Here is an 18,631-nt window from a genome sequence, read left to right as displayed (position 1 = left end):
TTTTTTTATTCATCATGTAATCACAACATAATACAAAGTTCGAAGCAGCAACCTCAGCAATGAGATTCAAAAAATATGCAATGACTCATCTGAAAAATCATTATATTAATAATCCAACCTAAAGCTGCTCAAATAAGCTATCTGTACTGAGCCCTTCATGCTGTAATATATCTTTGAGCCGACGCAACGCCTCAACCTGAATTTGCCTTACCCGCTCCCGTGTCAATCCAATTTCTCGACCAACATCCTCTAACGTTGAGGGCTCGTACCCTAGTAAACCAAATCGTCGTGCTAGTACTTCTCGCTGCTTCGGATTGAGCTCACCAAGCCAATCAACAATATGTCGATTGATATCTTTGTTTTGCACTTCACTTTCTGGCTCATAGCCTCTTTCATCTGCAATGATATCCAGTAAAGCCTTATCGTTATCACCACCGATTGGGGTATCAACTGACGTGATCTTCTCATTCAAACGCAGCATTTTACTGACATCTTCAACCGGTCTATCTAAGCATTCGGCGATCTCTTCAGCTGTCGGTTCATGATCTAGCTTTTGTGTCAGCTCCCTAGCGGTTCTGAGGTATACATTAAGTTCTTTAACAACATGTATAGGTAAGCGAATGGTGCGGGTTTGGTTCATGATGGCGCGCTCTATGGTTTGACGGATCCACCATGTCGCGTATGTAGAAAACCTAAAACCTCTTTCAGGATCAAATTTCTCTACTGCTCTAATTAGGCCTAGATTACCTTCTTCAATTAGGTCAAGTAGTGCTAAACCACGATTGTTGTAACGGCGCGCTATTTTAACGACTAGCCTTAAGTTACTTTCAATCATTCTTTTACGAGAGGCCTCACACCCTTTGAGTGCTTTTCTCGCAAAATATACTTCTTCTTCTGCACTCAATAATGGAGAAAAGCCAATCTCTCCTAAATATAGCTGAGTTGCATCTAAGTTCTTGACTGTCTCATCTTTTGCAAAAACTTCTTCATCGCTGTCAATGTCTTCCAAAAGTTCTTCGTTAGGACCGTCTTCATCCACCCCGTCAAACTTATCGTCTAATTCCGGGTTCACTTTACTTTTCTGTTTTGCTGTTTGAGCCATAAGCATCCTCCCAAGCGAATAAGTGATAGTGTTCCATCAATACGTCGATACGCTATTTTTTAGGCAGATACCTTATAGGGTCTACAGATTTACCTCGATACCTTACTTCAAAACGTAAAGCAACCGAGCTTGCATCCGAACTCCCCATTTCGGCAATCTTCTGCCCCACTTTAACCTGCTGCTGCTCTCTTACTAGCAATTTGGAATTGTGGGCATAGGCACTAAGATAATCATCTGTGTGTTTCAGAATAATCAAATTACCATAGCCTCGTAATGCACTCCCTGCATAAACAACAATGCCACTTGCCGCAGCTTTTATCGATGTCCCTGTTTTATTTGTGATCTGTATTCCCTTGTAGCCATTTTCTTTAATAGAAAAGCGTCTTGTCACTTTACCTACTGCGGGCCAATTCCACCGTACCTTTTTATTCAACAAAGTATTGGTGTTATTGGTTTTTTTACTGGCTTGACTTTGAACATACTCTCGTTGCTGGGGTGGATCAAGCTCTTTTTTTGAGGGTTTGTTATTTAAAGGTTTATTAGTTGTGTATTTTTTGGTTTTTACTGATGCTGTTTTAGTCTTTTTGTTAGATTTTTTAGGATAGGTTAATAAAATAGTTTGGCCGGGGAAAATAGTGTAAGGAGGCTTAATTTTGTTGATTTTGGCAACCGTTCGAACATCTTTATTTGCACTAAATGCAATGGAAAATAATGTGTCACCTTTTTTCACTTTATAGCGATTATTTTTTATATGAATTTTTTTTGACACCTTGGTCTTACCTTTAGTAAGACTAACTACAGGTGCAGGCTTATGGACAGATGAACAGGCTACCAATGAACTGCATAGTATACCTACTATAAAAAAGTTCGCACTTTTCACCCACACTCCATTAAATCCCATTATCTAATTACATATGTATACTTAAACCACTAATAAGAGACAATTTATCAGGGTTGCAAATATATTTCCTCTATTATTTATAAGATTGGCCCAGCAACAAGCGGGACAAACTTTACAGCAGCAATATCCTGCCTAGTTATTTTCCCACCTTGATTGACAAATAGCGTTAATACCTGTTCTTCCACTCCAACGGGAATTATCATAGCACCGCCATCAGCTAATTGTGCTAACAGTGACTCAGGAACAACGGACGCGGCAGCCGTTACTATGATGCCATTGAAAGGCGCTTTAGAATGCCACCCCTGCCAACCATCGCCATGTTTCATAGAAACATTATATAAATCGAGTTGATGAAGCCGTCTCTTAGCTTGCCATTGCAACGCTTTTATTCTCTCAATACTAAAAACCTTGTCAAACAGCTGCGCTAATATAGCAGTTTGATATCCGGAGCCCGTTCCTACTTCTAAAACATTGTCATGAACACCGACCTGACGCAACACCTCGGTCATTTTAGCCACTATATACGGCTGAGATATTGTCTGTCCCTGACCAATTGGTAATGCCGTATTCTCATATGACTTATGCTTTAAAACGTCGTCAATAAATAGGTGTCTTGGGGTATTGAGCATAGCCCGCAAAACAGCCTCGTCCTGAACCCCTTGCGCTCTCAAGTTGGCGATCAATTTATCAGCGCTGCGTTGATAGTTATTAAGCAAAATAATTACTCCTGAGACGATAGCCAAGTAGCTAAACGTTCAAGGCTCTCATGGGCTGTCATATCAACGGTTAATGGCGTAATAGCAGCATACCCTTGCTTTACAGCATAAAAGTCCGTCCCTTCACCTGCGTCACTCTCTGAACCCAGTGTGCCATACCAATATATATCGCGATTCCAAGGATCTGTTTGCTTAGTCATTGTATCTGCTTTGTGTCGCGCGCCAAGGCGAGTAACTTGAATCCCCTTTAACTCAGACAAAGGGATATCAGGCACATTAATATTTAATATTTGATCTTGTGGCAATGGGTGGCTATCCAGTGCCTTAATTATTTTTAAAGTGACTGCCGCAGCAGTTTCATAATGCGCTTCTTTTTTAGAGCATAAAGAGACAGCTATCGCAGGTAACCCCAAATGACGACCTTCAGCAGCGGCGGCAACCGTGCCTGAATACAGAGTATCATCGCCTAAATTGGCACCATTGTTTATTCCTGCCACCACCAATGTCGGAGGTTCATCAAATAATTGGTTCACTCCAAGGTGTACACAGTCTGTAGGCGTACCATTGACTGAAATAAATCCATTTTCCAATGTGCTCGTACGCAGTGGGTTCATGAGTGTTAAAGAGTTGCTCGCGCCACTACAATTCCGATCAGGCGCAATCACGGTCACATCAGCTAATTCACTGAGCGCTTTGTAAAGCACCTCTATTCCTTTTGCACTTACACCATCATCATTGCTCAGTAATATTTTCACTTATTGTTCCCCAGATTCTTGTTTGTCTCTCAAGCTCACATCTTTATGTTTGATCAGCTCTCTTAGTACAGAAGTCGCATAGCACCCTTTTGGTAAATCAAAGCTTAGCTGCAAGGTTTGACTGTCGATAGTTTTAACACTGAGCGATTGAGGGATGACTCTTAAGCTTCTTCGCTCATTTTTCAAGCCCAGCTCCGCAAGCCCTTGATGCCAAGACGTATGCTCCTTTAACCAGGACTTCTCCACCTCAGTAAGCCCCTTCTCTCCTTTACCAACCAGTGGCGCAGATAAAAGAATATCACCTTGGTTTAAACGCTCAACAACATCGTCGTTTAAGTCATCTTCAAAAAAAGCATTGCTCCCTGACAATAAAAAGATTTCTCTATGCCAAGTTTTAGCTAAACCATGCTCTTTCACTCTTTTAGACACGATTTGATTGAAAATATACGACCTAGCAGCTGAGATCACTATGCCTCTGAGCTTTTTGTCACGTATATGTTCACCATTAAATAACCGCTCTGCCATCGTCAAATTATGGCCATCATGACCAAATCGCTGCTCTGCAAAATAATTTGGCACCCCTTGCCTTACTGCATTTATGCGAGAAAGCACATCCAAGTGGTTGGTCACATTCCTGAGCGTGATCACAAAGCGATTTCCACGGTGGCAGCCCGTTTTTAATTTGCGATTATGTCGTACTTGTTTAATCACGACCATAGTGTCCGAGTTTAACTGAGAAAAATCTATGTGTTTTTTGATTGGAACCGGTACGCTAAACCACTGTGTGCAGACACCATGACGATCTTTTAGTCCAGCATAACTCACATCTCTTGGGGCAACGCCTGCAAATTTTGCAATTTGCTTGGCCAGATACGCAGTATTTTCTCCGCGCTTAATGATCTGTAAGCAAACATGCTCACCTTCACCTGTGAACTCGATATCTAGTATTTCTTCAACTACGAAGTCTTCTGCTGTTTGCTTAAAATCACCTTGAGACAGAGGCTCTCCATAAAGGTAATTAAGCGAAGCTATAGCATCAATCACTTAACTACCCCTTCATAAGCAGTACGACGGCATGACTTGAAATGCCTTCTTTACGGCCTTCAAACCCAAGCTTTTCAGTTGTTGTTGCTTTGACATTAACTTGATCGAGTTCAACTTGGCAATCAGCGGCCAAATTTGCTCTCATTGCATCAATATGCGGTCGCATTTTAGGCGCCTGGGCAACAATGGTGACATCAATATTTCCGACTGTGTAGCCCATTGTCGTTACCTGCTCAATCACTCTTCTTAATAAAATACGGCTATCTATGTTTTCAAACTCGCTATCCGTATCAGGGAAGTGCTTTCCTATATCCCCTAACGCAAGTGCACCTAACAATGCATCGCAAAGAGCATGAACTGCAACATCGCCATCGGAGTGTGCAATAAAACCTTGTTCAAATTCTATTTTCTCGCCACAAATTACTAAGGGCCCTTCGCCGCCAAATTTGTGTACGTCAAAGCCATGACCAATTCTAAACATTCTCAATACTCTTTTGCTGTTGTGCCATTAGAAAACATGCCAACGCATGGTCTTCTGGCGTGGTAATCTTTATATTGTCTGAGCGACCAGAAACTAATGCCACAGGCTGCCCAACTCTTTCCATTGCAGAAGCTTCATCGGTGACCATCGCCCCTTCATTCAACGCACTGTCCAGTGCACTCAAAAGCGCTTGATAAGGAAAAAGTTGAGGAGTTAAAGCCTGCCATAGCTGCTCTCTAGGCACAGTCTCTTCTATGTACTTGTCACCTTTTTTAATTGTGTCTTTCACTTTGCTCGCAAGTATTGCGCCTTCACCAGTATCTATACATGAAGTAATAAGCTTGTCGATATCTTTAATATCGACAAGCGGTCTGGCAGCATCATGCACTAAAACCCATTCAGGTGGGTCTGCTTGCATCGACTTCAAAGCATTAAGCACTGAATCAGCTCTTTCCTTACCACCAAGTACACGTGTTGTATTTAGCTCAGTTAAATCTAAGCCATCGAAGTAGCTATCTTCTTCACTCACTGCAATATAGATATGGCTGATATGTTCAACATTAGATAACTTTATTAATGTATGTTCTAGGATGGTCTTTTCGCCAATTTTTAGATATTGTTTTGGGTGATTAAGTCCCATTCTGGAACCCACACCAGCAGCAGGAACAACTGCCGCTAACGATATTGCTTTATTCATAATGCTTCTTAGGTAATACGCGGATAAAAGTTTCATCAGGCTTGATCATGCCTAATTCATGTCGAGCTCGTTCTTCGACGCCTTCTAAACCTAATTTTAGGTCTTCAATATCTGCTTTAAGTAATTTATTTCTTTTCAGTAATTCAGCATTCATTTGTTGATGGGTATTTACTGTTTCGGTGATCCTCCGATAGTCCTGCAAACCATGATGGCCAAACCACAGCTTATACTGTATGTAGGCACACAGGCAAAATAGCGCTAACTGAAACAAACGCATAAAATATACCCTACTAAATGAATGATGTAGTCATGTCGACAACAGGATAATTGTCAGCCTGATACTAGTTTCTTTTTTGCTACATTGCGCCAATTAATACTACTTGCAAGTAGCATTTCTCTTAGGCCAAGTAATCTCGGTGTTATCATTTTATGATATTGCCACCGGTGACCACAACAGGCGGCTGTCATTAAAGCTTTAGTCGGTTTGAGTACACTTATGTGAGCATTGTCTAAGCCATTACCCTCATTGGCGAACCAACCATATTGATTGCAATGAATTTGTGATTCATTCACTTGATCTATCATATCAATGCAAAGAATGGTTTCGTGGTCTTGGTTGATAGCAACTGGCACAACTAGCCCAACTTCAGCATGTGTTTCGAAATATAGTCGAATTTTCTCAGATGTTTGCGATGGAACCCGTCTTTGCGTTGACACCCAACACCCATTATGACTATCCAACTGAAGAGGCACTTCACCCAATACAATATGCGTTGCAGCACGTTCAACGTAATAAGGTAAACTGCTTAATACTCTTTTCAGTCTGTTCGGATCTGCTTCAGTAGATAAGCGCGTAATTTCACGAGTATAAAATACATTAACAAGCTCAGCGTAGACAAGCCGTAAAGCCTCATCTTGCCAAATAGTCGTCTGTTGCTTGCCTGTATTATGCTCTCTCAAAATCCCTCCCATTAAGGGGCTTTATATCACGGCGTCATACCTCAATACAGTCAGTCTATTAAATATTATCAGCGGGGTCTATTTTCATTTTGGACGTTTACCGAGCTTAGCTTCACCAGTCTCTAAAAACTGTACTGCCGCATCCCGTTTTTTGCCAAGTAATAAACTGCCATCAACTAAAAACATAAAGTTTTGCCAGCAGCGTTTAAATACACCAAACTGTGTCTCGATAACGTGATCTCTGGAGAGACAAAAATAGACAGTTGTATTATCTTCCCACTGTAAATATTCAGTGATCTCTGAAGGTAATAGAGGCTCGCCTTCTTCCCACTTGCCTTCCCAATCAACCACTTCCTCCCAGTTGTCTTCTTTACCAGCCCAATCTGTCGGTGTAAAAAAGTCAGGGTGATCTTGCTCTCGGCTAATCATGGTACTCCAAAGAACAGCTGCACGCTGCGCTGTCATCGGCTTAATCTGAGCCAAATCCGCGTTGTCAATCGGGAGATCCTTATGCCTGAAAACCCATGCTTTCTTGAAATCGCCAAGCGCAATATAATTCATGTATTAAAACCTTATTTCATAGATAATCGAGCATCTGAACTCGTCTTTTAATAAGACAATTATACCCAGTCATATGAGGACTCAACAATGCCTATCGAACTTAAAAAAGGGATATACCGCCATTACAAGGGTAAAGAATACCAAGTGTTGTTTATTGCAACCCACAGTGAAAGCGAAGAAGCCCTGGTGATCTATCAAACGCTATATGGCAACTATGACCACTGGGCAAGGCCTCTGAGCATGTTTGTTGAAGATGTCACTATTGACGGTAAAACACAGCCTAGATTTCAATTTGTGCGAGAAGAATGATATTTGGTAGTGAAAATGGAAGTGTGGCAAACTGGTAGTATGATCTCCTCAGACCACAAGAAACAATGTTCACAGGTACAAGCAAATATATAGCAACAGCAGCACTACAACAGGCGGTTAATGCCGCCATTCTGTTAGAGAAACCACTACTAATAAAAGGTGAACCAGGTACTGGTAAAACCCTATTGGCGGAAGAACTCGCTCAAAGCTTAGAGACTGAACTGATCCAATGGCACATAAAATCTACCACTAAAGCTCAGCAGGGGCTTTATGAATACGATGCCGTATCACGACTTCGCGATAGCCAACTGGGCGACGAACGTGTTCATGATGTAAATAACTACATAATAAAAGGCAAATTGTGGCAGGCATTTTCAGCGAACAAGCGTCCCGTTCTTCTTATAGATGAAATAGACAAAGCCGATATCGAGTTTCCTAATGACCTGCTGCTCGAACTAGATAAAATGGAGTTTCATGTTTATGAAACGCAACAGCAAGTAAAAGCAGATACCCGACCTATCGTTATCATTACGTCAAATAATGAAAAAGAGCTGCCAGACGCGTTTTTACGCAGGTGCTTTTTTCATTACATCGACTTTCCATCTATTGAAGAGATGAAAGCCATAGTGGATGTTCACTTCCCTGATATAAAAGCAACACTGCTGAATCAAGCATTGGAAGTATTCTTTAATTTACGAGAAATTAGAGGCCTTAAGAAAAAACCCAGTACCAGTGAGTTACTCGATTGGTTAAAGCTATTACTTGCAGAAGATATTGATGCCACAACATTACATGACAAAACACACCAAGGCGGCCTTATGCCATTATTTGGAGCTTTGTTAAAAAATGAGCAAGATGTGACCTTGATTGAAAAACTCGCTTTTGTGAGTAAAAGATAATGCTCATTGAGTTTCTGTTTACTCTTAGGCGACATGGTATTAAAGCAAGTCTCAGGGAGCTGCTAGATTGTCTTTCGGCGCTAGAGCAAGGGCTCTGCTTTGGTAACATCGATGATTTTTATACGCTCAGCAAAGTGATATTTGTCAAAGATGAAACTTTGTTCGATAAATTTGACCGCGCATTTGCTGATTATTTTCACGGGGTCGCACAAGTAGACCTTGCCAGTGCAATACAGCAACAAGCCTTACCTTCAGACTGGTTAAGAAAAGACTTTGAAAAGCAGCTTAGCGAAGAAGAAAAAGCCAAACTGAAAGCCTTAGGTGGGCTAGATAAACTTATGGAAACACTTAAGCGTCGCCTTGATGAGCAGCAAAAAAGACACGCTGGTGGTAACAAATGGGTAGGCACAGGCGGCACGTCTCCCTTTGGGGCATATGGATATAACCCTGAGGGCGTGCGAATTGGCCAACACGAAAGTCGCCATAGGCAGGCCATCAAGGTGTGGGATAAGAGGCAATATAAAAACCTCGACAAAGATGCAGATCTCAGCAGCCGAAATATGAAATTGGCAATCAAGCAACTGAGAAAATTCGCCCGCAGTCATGAGAGCGAAGAGCTTGATCTCAACAACACCATAGACGCAACAGCAAAGCAAGGCGGTCTACTCGATGTTAGAATGACCCCACAAAGGCACAATGCCATTAGCGTACTCATGTTGTTCGATATTGGAGGCTCAATGGACGACCATATCCAAATATGCGAACAGTTGTTCAGTGCTGCTCACTCCGAGTTTAAACACTTAGAGTTTTACTACTTTCACAACTGTGTATATGAGCACGTCTGGAAAGACAATGAGCGCTTAAACGATTCCCTACTTAATACCTATCAACTCATTCATAAATTCGGCAAAGATTACCGCTTAATATTTGTTGGTGATGCGACAATGGGCCCTTATGAAATTACCTACCCAGGGGGGAGTGTAGAACATTGGAATCAAGAACCTGGTAGCGAGTGGTTAAAACGGCTCACAGATCATTTCGATAAAGTTGCGTGGCTGAACCCGCAGCCGAAAGATTACTGGCCGTATTACCAGTCAATAGGACAAATTGATAAATTGATGGAAGGCAGAATGTATCCGCTCACCTTAGAAGGTATAGCCCAAGCCGTTAAAACTCTTACTTAATTCGGTGTTTTTATAATTGAAAAACCCATCCAGTTCGATCTCTCATGGCTCAATTTACGCAAGGTGATTAACGTGCAAAATGCAACGACAGCGAGCGGAGCGAGTACGTTCAATTTGCGCAAGGTGAAATGAGCAAGTTTAACCGCTGCTAAGGGACTTAAACGCAAAAAACCCGTCGCATTTCTGCAACGGGTTTGACGTACATGGATGTACTAATGTCGATTAGATTCATGGATGAATTAAGTGCAAAGTACAATGACATAGAGCGAAGCGAGTGCATTAACTTTGCGCAAGGTGAATATCGTGCGAAAGGTTAATGACACAGCGCGAAGCGCTGGCATTCTTTTAGCGCAAGGTGAAATAAGCCGTTTTAGCTGTTGCTGAGGAAATCTTGAGTTTGCCTTGTCGGCGGTGAAGGATGCTCCCTTCACCTTGCGCTAATTCGTCTCTTTATCAATGTGCATGACCTCTACAACTTTCGAGACGATTTAACACGAAAAAACCCGCTGCATTTCTGCAACGGGTTTGACGTACATGGATGTACTAATGTCGATTAGATTCATGGATGAATGCTGTTAATCGACCTTTATTTGGCGCTTTTGGTGCGCTACGCAGTAGAATGTCCTACTTTCACATGGGCGAAATGAGACCGAAGCGAAGCTTCGCAGTTATCGTGTAAAGGGCTAATGACAGAGAACGAAGTGAGTTCATTCTCTTTGCGCAAGGTGAAATAATCTATTTTAAACAGCGCCGATTAATGTATTGGCGCGATGGAACCCAGCTTCAGGGATGAATAGACAACGCAGAACTATCTACAAAGAAATAATGTAATGCAATGAAACATATAACCGTGAAATAAACCAGTTTAACCGCTGCTAAGGGACTTAAATGCAAAAAACCCGTCGCATTTCTGCAACGGGTTTCTTTAATTGGGCCCTGGCAATGTCCTACTTTCACATGGGAAACCCCACACTATCATCGGCGCTATTTCGTTTCACTACTGAGTTCGGCATGGGGTCAGGTGGTTCCAAAATGCTATGTTTACCAGGAAATTCTGTGTGTAAGATGTTTAAAACACCTTACTAAAATCTGGAAGCGTAATTAAATTCTTATCGTCTACTTTCTATTCTTAACTTCTAACAAGTCAAACCACTTTGGCGTTGTATGGTTAAGCCTCACGGGTAATTAGTACGAGTTAGCTCAATGCCTCACAGCACTTCCACATCTCGCCTATCAACGTTGTAGTCTTCAACGGCCCTTCAGTTAACTTAAAGTTAAAGTGAGAACTCATCTCGAGGCTCGCTTCCCGCTTAGATGCTTTCAGCGGTTATCGATTCCGAACGTAGCTACCGGGCAATGCTATTGGCATAACAACCCGAACACCAGCGGTTCGTCCACTCCGGTCCTCTCGTACTAGGAGCAGCCCCTCTCAATTCTCAAACGCCCACGGCAGATAGGGACCGAACTGTCTCACGACGTTCTAAACCCAGCTCGCGTACCACTTTAAATGGCGAACAGCCATACCCTTGGGACCGACTTCAGCCCCAGGATGTGATGAGCCGACATCGAGGTGCCAAACACCGCCGTCGATATGAACTCTTGGGCGGTATCAGCCTGTTATCCCCGGAGTACCTTTTATCCGTTGAGCGATGGCCCTTCCATTCAGAACCACCGGATCACTATGACCTACTTTCGTACCTGCTCGACGTGTCTGTCTCGCAGTTAAGCTGGCTTCTACCATTACACTAACCGTACGATGTCCGACCGTACTTAGCCAACCTTCGTGCTCCTCCGTTACTCTTTGGGAGGAGACCGCCCCAGTCAAACTACCCACCAGGCACTGTCCTCAATCCCGATTAGGGACCTAAGTTAGAACATCAACACTACAAGGGTGGTATTTCAAGGACGGCTCCACACAATCTAGCGACTGTGCTTCAAAGCCTCCCACCTATCCTACACATGTAGGGTCAATGTTCAGTGCCAAGCTGTAGTAAAGGTTCACGGGGTCTTTCCGTCTAGCCGCGGGTACACAGCATCTTCACTGCGATTTCAATTTCACTGAGTCTCGGGTGGAGACAGCGTGGCCATGGTTACACCATTCGTGCAGGTCGGAACTTACCCGACAAGGAATTTCGCTACCTTAGGACCGTTATAGTTACGGCCGCCGTTTACCGGGGCTTCGATCAAGAGCTTCGACCTAAGTCTAACCCCATCAATTAACCTTCCGGCACCGGGCAGGTGTCACACCGTATACGTCATCTTACGATTTTGCACAGTGCTGTGTTTTTAATAAACAGTCCCAGCCACCTGGTCACTGCGGCTCTCGTCTGCTTATGGAGCAAGTCCTTCACAAACAAGAGCGTACCTTCTCCCGAAGTTACGGTACAATTTTGCCTAGTTCCTTCACCCGAGTTCTCTCAAGCGCCTTAGTATTCTCTACCTGACCACCTGTGTCGGTTTAGGGTACGATTCGATATAAACTGAAGCTTAGAGGCTTTTCCTGGAAGTAGGGCATCAACAACTTCACTACCGTAGTAGCTCGTCTCGACTCTCAGCCTTAGCGACCCGGATTTTCCTAAGTCACCAGCCTACAGCCTTTCACATGGACAACCAACGCCATGCTTGCCTAGCCTGCTCCGTCCCCCCATCGCATTTATACCAAGTACGGGAATATTAACCCGTTTCCCATCGACTACGCTCTTCAGCCTCGCCTTAGGGGTCGACTCACCCTACCCTGATTAACATGGGATAGGAACCCTTGGTCTTCCGGCGTGCGGGTTTTTCACCCGCATTATCGTTACTCATGTCAGCATTCGCACTTCTGATACGTCCAGCAAACCTTACAGTTCACCTTCAGCCGCTTACAGAACGCTCCCCTACCCCGCATACTAATGTATGCAGCCGTAGCTTCGGTGGTATGTTTAGCCCCGTTACATCTTCCGCGCAGGCCGACTCGACTAGTGAGCTATTACGCTTTCTTTAAAGGATGGCTGCTTCTAAGCCAACCTCCTAGCTGTTTTAGCCTTCCCACATCGTTTCCCACTTAACATACACTTTGGGACCTTAGCTGACGGTCTGGGTTGTTTCCCTCTCCACGATGGACGTTAGCACCCACCGTGTGTCTCCCGGATATTACTTTACGGTATTCGGAGTTTGCAAAGGGTTGGTAAGTCGGGATGACCCCCTAGCCTTAACAGTGCTCTACCCCCGTAAGTATTCGTCCGAGGCTCTACCTAAATAGATTTCGGGGAGAACCAGCTATCTCCCGGTTTGATTAGCCTTTCACTCCTAGCCACAGGTCATCCCCTAACTTTTCAACGTTAGTGGGTTCGGTCCTCCAGTCAGTGTTACCTGACCTTCAACCTGCCCATGGCTAGATCACCGGGTTTCGGGTCTATACCCTGCAACTTAAGCGCCCAGTTAAGACTCGCTTTCGCTACGGCTCCCCTAAATGGTTAACCTTGCTACAGAATATAAGTCGCTGACCCATTATACAAAAGGTACGCAGTCACCCTCGAGGGGCTCCTACTGCTTGTACGTACACGGTTTCAGGTTCTATTTCACTCCCCTCACAGGGGTTCTTTTCGCCTTTCCCTCACGGTACTGGTTCACTATCGGTCAGTTGGGAGTATTTAGCCTTGGAGGATGGTCCCCCCATATTCAGTCAAAGTTTCACGTGCTCCGACCTACTCGATTTCACTTCAGATAAATTTTCGTGTACGGGACTGTCACCCTGTGTCGTCCAACTTTCCAGAAGGTTCCACTAATTACACTGAAGCTTAAGGGCTAATCCGATTTCGCTCGCCGCTACTTTCGGAATCTCGGTTGATTTCTTTTCCTCGGGGTACTTAGATGTTTCAGTTCTCCCGGTTTGCCTCTTACAGCTATGTATTCACTGCAAGATACCGCTAAGCGGTGGGTTTCCCCATTCGGAAATCTAAGTCTCAAGTGCCTCTTACTGGCTTGACTTAGCTTATCGCAAGTTAGTACGTCCTTCATCGCCTCCAACTGCCAAGGCATCCACCGTGTACGCTTAGTCACTTAACCATACAACCCAAAATGGTTTTTCTTCGCTTTTGTTTGTTATGCTGCGTTCCTTTCGTTTTTTACTTGGTCACATAACACGTTATGCTTCCGTCGATAAAAAACTTAAGCGCCTTGCCTAACAATCAAAATCATTGAAAAATAAGTTAGGTTGTCTAATCAAAGACAGTTTTAACTTCGCCAGAAGTTAAGTAATACTAAAGTAGACGCTAATTAATCAACTAAATGATTAATCGGCATTTTCTTTCGAAAACTCTGAATAACAATTACTTGTTATTCGAGAATTTAATTATCAGCTTTCCAAATTTTTAAAGAGCAATATTAATTAGCTATTAAAGCTAACTAACAATCATCTGTGTGGACACTTCGAACAAATCTGTTCTAAATCGTTAAGGAGGTGATCCAGCCCCAGGTTCCCCTAGGGCTACCTTGTTACGACTTCACCCCAGTCATGAATCACTCCGTGGTAAGCGCTCTCCCTAAGGTTAAGCTACCTACTTCTGGAGCAACCCACTCCCATGGTGTGACGGGCGGTGTGTACAAGGCCCGGGAACGTATTCACCGCGGCATTCTGATCCGCGATTACTAGCGATTCCGACTTCATGGAGTCGAGTTGCAGACTCCAATCCGGACTACGACAGACTTTAAGTGATTCGCTTACTCTCGCAAGTTCGCAGCACTCTGTATCTGCCATTGTAGCACGTGTGTAGCCCTACACGTAAGGGCCATGATGACTTGACGTCGTCCCCACCTTCCTCCGGTTTATCACCGGCAGTCTCCTTAGAGTTCCCGACCGAATCGCTGGCAACTAAGGATAGGGGTTGCGCTCGTTGCGGGACTTAACCCAACATCTCACAACACGAGCTGACGACAGCCATGCAGCACCTGTATCAGAGTTCCCGAAGGCACCAAACTATCTCTAGTAAGTTCTCTGTATGTCAAGTGTAGGTAAGGTTCTTCGCGTTGCATCGAATTAAACCACATGCTCCACCGCTTGTGCGGGCCCCCGTCAATTCATTTGAGTTTTAACCTTGCGGCCGTACTCCCCAGGCGGTCTACTTAATGCGTTAGCTTTGGAAAAGTTGTCCGAAGACCCCAGCTCCTAGTAGACATCGTTTACGGCGTGGACTACCAGGGTATCTAATCCTGTTTGCTCCCCACGCTTTCGTACATGAGCGTCAGTGTTGACCCAGGTGGCTGCCTTCGCCATCGGTATTCCTTCAGATCTCTACGCATTTCACCGCTACACCTGAAATTCTACCACCCTCTATCACACTCTAGTTTGCCAGTTCGAAATGCAGTTCCCAGGTTGAGCCCGGGGCTTTCACATCTCGCTTAACAAACCGCCTGCGTACGCTTTACGCCCAGTAATTCCGATTAACGCTCGCACCCTCCGTATTACCGCGGCTGCTGGCACGGAGTTAGCCGGTGCTTCTTCTGTAAGTAACGTCACAGCTAGCAGGTATTAACTACTAACCTTTCCTCCTTACTGAAAGTGCTTTACAACCCTAAGGCCTTCTTCACACACGCGGCATGGCTGCATCAGGCTTGCGCCCATTGTGCAATATTCCCCACTGCTGCCTCCCGTAGGAGTCTGGACCGTGTCTCAGTTCCAGTGTGGCTGATCATCCTCTCAAACCAGCTAGGGATCGTCGCCTTGGTAAGCCATTACCTTACCAACTAGCTAATCCCACTTGGGCCGATCATAAGGCGAGAGCCGAAGCCCCCTTTGGTCCGTAGACATTATGCGGTATTAGCCATCGTTTCCAATGGTTGTCCCCCACCTTACGGCACGTTCCCAAGCATTACTCACCCGTCCGCCGCTCGTCATCTTCTAGCAAGCTAGAAATGTTACCGCTCGACTTGCATGTGTTAGGCCTGCCGCCAGCGTTCAATCTGAGCCATGATCAAACTCTTCAATTAAAAGTTTTTTGAATCCGAAGATTCGTGCTCAATGAATTCTGTATAAATTGACTATATAGTCACTCATAAGAAATTGAGACTCTAATTCTTTTGCTCCTGAATAAAGAGCTGTTAGAACTCAATCTGTACGAGTGCCCACACAGATGATTGCTTCACATTTTTAAAGAACAATGTAACTAACCCTTGGTTAGTTACCGCAGCGTTGCTGCGAAGTGGAGCGCCATATTAACCGCTTCACTTTTAAAGTCAACTAGAAAATTTAATTTATTTTCAATTAAGCTTTCCGTTTGGCTTTAACCTTCACTTTTGTTTGCGTTTTCTCTCGCATCCCGCCGTGTCAGTGGGTGCGCATTATAGGGAGATTTTAGATTAGCGCAAGGGCTTTTTTAAATTAATCGAGGGCAACGCGCTCAATCGAACAAATAAAAAACAAGTAGGAAGTTATTTAAACAAAACCGCTTGAAATTAATAAGCCGTACCCTCGAAAGGATACGGCCTGAAAGGAGTCAAATGAATACTTGATTAAAACTTGTATTCAATACCTAAGCCTAAGTAATCTTCTTCTGTTCCAGCATCTTCATCAACTGAAGAATAGAAGGCGTATAGCTTTGCCGCTTTCGCAAGCTTATGGTCAATACCAATGCTAATACCATCTACGTCTTGTGATGCAGCAGCATCGAAGTCGATCATTTGATATTGAATCTTGACTGTGTTTGCACCAAAGCTATATGCAGCATTTAATAGGAAACCATCAGCAGTACCTGTTCCATCTACTTTTTCTTGCTTTTGATACATAGCACCCAGCTTTAAATCATCTGTTGCTTTATACTGACCAGATAAACGCAGTGCATCATACCCTTTTACTTCACTGTCACCTGCAAGCGCAACATAGAACTTAGACTTTCTAAGCTTAGAATCACCATAAGTAATTGCGCCTGAGTAGCCATTTTCGCCGTCAGTACCATCTTCCGCAATAAATGTACCTAACACTTTAAAGCCGTTGTAGCTTGCAGATTTAAATGAAAGTGAATCTCCAAGGCGGTTTTCACCTTTCCAAATATTTTTGATATCTGCTTCTAAATCATTAAATTGATCAAGCTTACCTTGAGAAAGTTTAAATGCAGTGTCATTACGACCAATTACAACTTCACCATATTTGCCTTTTAATCCAACATATTGGTTACGAGCTGTAATATTGTCATCATCCCCTTTTGAGTCAGCATCTGATACATCAACTTGGAATTCTAACTTGTAGATTACTTCAAGTCCTGAGTCTAACTTTTCAGAACCTTTAAAACCAAAACGTGAAGCATTGCTTTTCACTTCAGTAAATGAGCCGTCACCTTCATCAGAAGATTGTACCGACAAGTTAGCTTTACCATATACATCAACATCGGCATAAGCGTTCAAAGATAGACCACTAAGAATCGAAAGTAGTAATGCTGATTTGGTCAGTTTCATGTGTATTTCCTCAATATCGCAACACGTAATTTATTAGACAGGCGCAGTCTGCCAGCACTAAGTGACAGAAATATTACACACAAAATAAAAATGACATTTTATTGAAACTGAAAATTCAGCTTTGTGTCATAAATAGGTAATCTTAAATAAAACACTAAATTAAGTTTACTCTGCAATCGAAGCCAATAGATTTACAGCTGTTTCTATGTGCTTTAACTGCTCATTCCCTTTATGATACGCAACATAAACATCTCGAAAGCAACACTCCACAGATTCCACAAAAAACAACTGTTGCTTTTGTATGAAATCTGATGCGAGTAGCTTAGGCAAAAATGCTGAACCACCACATTGCAAAATAAGCTCTAAGGCAATACGTCCAGTGCTGGTACGAAAATAAGGAGGAGCAGCCCCATCACATCGCTTGGTGTGCCAAAGTGAAAACGCGTTTCCCCAATCGACATACACATACTGCTTGCCAAAAAAGTCATCTTTATTTGTATATTTAAAAGTACTGACTGGAATTATAGACAAATTTTTAACTTGTCTAACGATTAATTCATCTACCTTTGGAGGGTCAAATAACACAGCTATATCTAAAGCTCGCTCTAACAGCAACCGGACACACTCTTGCTGAGCTTTCACTTCTGCCACCAAAGACACGTCTGGCATTGATGAGACAATCTGGTTAATGCCAAAGTGTAAATAAGCATCCCACACATTAGCCGTACCAGAAAGTGATAGCTGTTGTTGCCCATTATTTGCCAATGCCACATCCACTTTTGCTCTATGCATTGCAGTTAAAAGCATCTTTGCATGAGACAAAAACCTTTCCCCTGGGGCCGTTAGCTGTATGTTATTCCGTTGACGTACAAATAACTCGACACCTAGGTTTTGCTCAAGCTGCCTAATTCTAAAGCTCACAGCAGATTGTGTAATATACAAGTTTTCTGCTGCACGCCCAAAATGACGAGTTTGTGAAACTTCGACAAAAGTTTTTAATAGTTCCTTGTCCATTCCCCTACCTTTCTATCAAAAATATTCGTTTAAAAAAGCAGCTTTGTTGGTTCATACTTTTTCAAACAATGTGAGGAAAACATCATGGATATGACTATAGCTGAATTAAAAGAAGCTTTTGCTGCACCTAAGCCCTTTTATGATGATAAGAACTTCCCTCGGGGGTTTTCTAGAAGTGGACACTTTACATTATTGGAGTCAGAGCTTTTGCAACAGCACGGATACCTCTTGATGCAGTTACTTCAACAAAAAAAAGAGCCCATAAACACAACCCAACAACAGTTTGTTATTACATTTTTAAATCAGAAGCAGCCCACTAACCGCATCGAAAAAGTTTGGGCAAAGTATTTAGATTTAACGACCCGCAAACACAAAGTACATACTTTAAGTATCCAAAAACCACTTGCTCATGTTCAAAATAAAAGTGAACAGCAAGAGGTTGAACCAAGCCTTGAGTAACTTTAATTAAAAATAGAGATACTCTATTAGAATTAGTAAAAACGCTGTTTGTTGATAGAGTTTCTTTTGAATGCTGATTTTTAATTTAGGTCTTTAGATATGAATCTTAATTTCTTCATTG

16 protein-coding genes and 3 rRNA genes are annotated in these 18,631 nt (G+C 43.1%); 4 read left to right on the top strand and 15 right to left on the bottom strand.

The features are described from left to right. Positions 1 to 118: 118 nt before the first annotated feature. The 10 genes from rpoS to AC2CZC_RS11020 form a co-directional block, all read right to left on the bottom strand. Positions 119 to 1,102: an RNA polymerase sigma factor RpoS gene (gene rpoS, locus AC2CZC_RS11065; protein WP_211036168.1), complete on the bottom strand. Its 984-nt coding sequence runs from the start codon at positions 1,100 to 1,102 to the stop codon at positions 119 to 121. A 52-nt stretch (positions 1,103 to 1,154) separates the two neighbouring features. Then, a complete protein-coding gene (locus tag AC2CZC_RS11060; RefSeq protein WP_484581824.1) occupies positions 1,155 to 1,982 on the bottom strand; it encodes a peptidoglycan DD-metalloendopeptidase family protein in 828 nt (275 codons plus the stop codon). 98 nt (positions 1,983 to 2,080) lie between these two features. Then, a complete protein-coding gene (locus AC2CZC_RS11055) occupies positions 2,081 to 2,719 on the bottom strand; it encodes a protein-L-isoaspartate(D-aspartate) O-methyltransferase (protein WP_484581823.1) in 639 nt (212 codons plus the stop codon). A 5-nt stretch (positions 2,720 to 2,724) separates the two neighbouring features. Then, a complete protein-coding gene (surE, locus tag AC2CZC_RS11050) occupies positions 2,725 to 3,474 on the bottom strand; it encodes a 5'/3'-nucleotidase SurE (RefSeq protein WP_484581822.1) in 750 nt (249 codons plus the stop codon). Then, complete coding sequence (gene truD, locus AC2CZC_RS11045; RefSeq protein WP_484584878.1) at positions 3,475 to 4,506, bottom strand: tRNA pseudouridine(13) synthase TruD; 1,032 nt, start codon at positions 4,504 to 4,506, stop codon at positions 3,475 to 3,477. Between the two features lie 16 nt (positions 4,507 to 4,522). Then, complete coding sequence (gene ispF, locus AC2CZC_RS11040) at positions 4,523 to 4,999, bottom strand: 2-C-methyl-D-erythritol 2,4-cyclodiphosphate synthase (RefSeq protein ID WP_484581821.1); 477 nt, start codon at positions 4,997 to 4,999, stop codon at positions 4,523 to 4,525. After that, the gene (gene ispD, locus AC2CZC_RS11035) at positions 4,992 to 5,696 is read right to left on the bottom strand and encodes a 2-C-methyl-D-erythritol 4-phosphate cytidylyltransferase (protein WP_484581820.1); all 705 of its coding nucleotides are present in this window, start codon (positions 5,694 to 5,696) and stop codon (positions 4,992 to 4,994) included. Before ispD ends, ispF begins: the two co-directional genes overlap by 8 nt. Further along, positions 5,689 to 5,973 carry a cell division protein FtsB gene (ftsB, locus tag AC2CZC_RS11030; RefSeq protein ID WP_063360781.1) on the bottom strand — a complete coding sequence of 95 codons (285 nt, stop codon included), beginning with the start codon at positions 5,971 to 5,973 and terminating at the stop codon, positions 5,689 to 5,691. The genes ispD and ftsB overlap by 8 nt, the downstream gene beginning before the upstream one ends. A 53-nt stretch (positions 5,974 to 6,026) precedes the next feature. Beyond that, positions 6,027 to 6,656, bottom strand: coding sequence for a hypothetical protein (locus tag AC2CZC_RS11025; RefSeq protein WP_484581819.1), 630 nt, complete (start codon positions 6,654 to 6,656; stop codon positions 6,027 to 6,029). An 84-nt stretch (positions 6,657 to 6,740) separates the two neighbouring features. After that, positions 6,741 to 7,217: a DUF2947 family protein gene (locus AC2CZC_RS11020; RefSeq protein ID WP_484581818.1), complete on the bottom strand. Its 477-nt coding sequence runs from the start codon at positions 7,215 to 7,217 to the stop codon at positions 6,741 to 6,743. Positions 7,218 to 7,304: 87 nt separating this feature from the next. Here AC2CZC_RS11020 and AC2CZC_RS11015 point away from each other — a divergent pair, with 87 nt between their 5' ends. The 3 genes from AC2CZC_RS11015 to AC2CZC_RS11005 all read left to right on the top strand — a co-directional run bounded on the left by AC2CZC_RS11015 (position 7,305) and on the right by AC2CZC_RS11005 (position 9,609). Then, the gene (locus tag AC2CZC_RS11015) at positions 7,305 to 7,526 is read left to right on the top strand and encodes a DUF1653 domain-containing protein (protein WP_196760606.1); all 222 of its coding nucleotides are present in this window, start codon (positions 7,305 to 7,307) and stop codon (positions 7,524 to 7,526) included. Positions 7,527 to 7,591: 65 nt separating this feature from the next. Beyond that, positions 7,592 to 8,425 carry an AAA family ATPase gene (locus tag AC2CZC_RS11010; protein ID WP_484581817.1) on the top strand — a complete coding sequence of 278 codons (834 nt, stop codon included), beginning with the start codon at positions 7,592 to 7,594 and terminating at the stop codon, positions 8,423 to 8,425. Beyond that, positions 8,425 to 9,609: a vWA domain-containing protein gene (locus AC2CZC_RS11005; protein ID WP_484581816.1), complete on the top strand. Its 1,185-nt coding sequence runs from the start codon at positions 8,425 to 8,427 to the stop codon at positions 9,607 to 9,609. Before AC2CZC_RS11010 ends, AC2CZC_RS11005 begins: the two co-directional genes overlap by 1 nt. 934 nt (positions 9,610 to 10,543) lie before the next feature. On the opposite strand, the gene rrf is transcribed toward AC2CZC_RS11005, so the two are convergent. The 5 genes from rrf to AC2CZC_RS10980 all read right to left on the bottom strand — a co-directional run bounded on the left by rrf (position 10,544) and on the right by AC2CZC_RS10980 (position 18,051). Continuing rightward, a 5S ribosomal RNA gene (rrf, locus tag AC2CZC_RS11000) occupies positions 10,544 to 10,658 on the bottom strand. 115 nt (positions 10,659 to 10,773) lie between these two features. Then, positions 10,774 to 13,656, bottom strand: a 23S ribosomal RNA gene (locus tag AC2CZC_RS10995). 387 nt (positions 13,657 to 14,043) lie between these two features. Continuing rightward, positions 14,044 to 15,576: ribosomal RNA gene (locus tag AC2CZC_RS10990) — 16S ribosomal RNA — on the bottom strand. The 16S, 23S and 5S rRNA genes sit together here, the layout of an rRNA operon. 522 nt (positions 15,577 to 16,098) lie before the next feature. Continuing rightward, the gene (locus tag AC2CZC_RS10985; protein ID WP_484581815.1) at positions 16,099 to 17,037 is read right to left on the bottom strand and encodes a porin; all 939 of its coding nucleotides are present in this window, start codon (positions 17,035 to 17,037) and stop codon (positions 16,099 to 16,101) included. A gap of 165 nt (positions 17,038 to 17,202) precedes the next feature. Continuing rightward, the gene (locus tag AC2CZC_RS10980; RefSeq protein WP_484581814.1) at positions 17,203 to 18,051 is read right to left on the bottom strand and encodes a LysR family transcriptional regulator; all 849 of its coding nucleotides are present in this window, start codon (positions 18,049 to 18,051) and stop codon (positions 17,203 to 17,205) included. An 84-nt stretch (positions 18,052 to 18,135) separates the two neighbouring features. On the opposite strand from AC2CZC_RS10980, the gene AC2CZC_RS10975 reads away from it, so the two are divergent. Further along, complete coding sequence (locus AC2CZC_RS10975) at positions 18,136 to 18,510, top strand: MaoP family protein (protein WP_484581813.1); 375 nt, start codon at positions 18,136 to 18,138, stop codon at positions 18,508 to 18,510. Positions 18,511 to 18,631: the final 121 nt, after the last annotated feature.

Source organism: Pseudoalteromonas sp. MMG033 (genome assembly GCF_057197785.1).
Note: the sequence above shows the minus strand (reverse complement) of the source record. Positions and strands in the feature narration are given on the sequence as shown.

What these genes read in the sequence shown, in the direction of transcription:
- rpoS (WP_211036168.1), bottom strand. Translation starts at nt 1,102, where the DNA reads ATGGCTCAAACAGCAAAACAGAAAAGTAAAGTGAACCCGGAATTAGAC.
- ispF (WP_484581821.1), bottom strand. Translation starts at nt 4,999, where the DNA reads ATGTTTAGAATTGGTCATGGCTTTGACGTACACAAATTTGGCGGCGAA.
- ispD (WP_484581820.1), bottom strand. Translation starts at nt 5,696, where the DNA reads ATGAATAAAGCAATATCGTTAGCGGCAGTTGTTCCTGCTGCTGGTGTG.
- ftsB (WP_063360781.1), bottom strand. Translation starts at nt 5,973, where the DNA reads ATGCGTTTGTTTCAGTTAGCGCTATTTTGCCTGTGTGCCTACATACAG.
- AC2CZC_RS11020 (WP_484581818.1), bottom strand. Translation starts at nt 7,217, where the DNA reads ATGAATTATATTGCGCTTGGCGATTTCAAGAAAGCATGGGTTTTCAGG.
- AC2CZC_RS11015 (WP_196760606.1), top strand. Translation starts at nt 7,305, where the DNA reads ATGCCTATCGAACTTAAAAAAGGGATATACCGCCATTACAAGGGTAAA.
- AC2CZC_RS11010 (WP_484581817.1), top strand. Translation starts at nt 7,592, where the DNA reads ATGTTCACAGGTACAAGCAAATATATAGCAACAGCAGCACTACAACAG.
- AC2CZC_RS11005 (WP_484581816.1), top strand. Translation starts at nt 8,425, where the DNA reads ATGCTCATTGAGTTTCTGTTTACTCTTAGGCGACATGGTATTAAAGCA.
- AC2CZC_RS10985 (WP_484581815.1), bottom strand. Translation starts at nt 17,037, where the DNA reads ATGAAACTGACCAAATCAGCATTACTACTTTCGATTCTTAGTGGTCTA.
- AC2CZC_RS10980 (WP_484581814.1), bottom strand. Translation starts at nt 18,051, where the DNA reads ATGGACAAGGAACTATTAAAAACTTTTGTCGAAGTTTCACAAACTCGT.
- AC2CZC_RS10975 (WP_484581813.1), top strand. Translation starts at nt 18,136, where the DNA reads ATGGATATGACTATAGCTGAATTAAAAGAAGCTTTTGCTGCACCTAAG.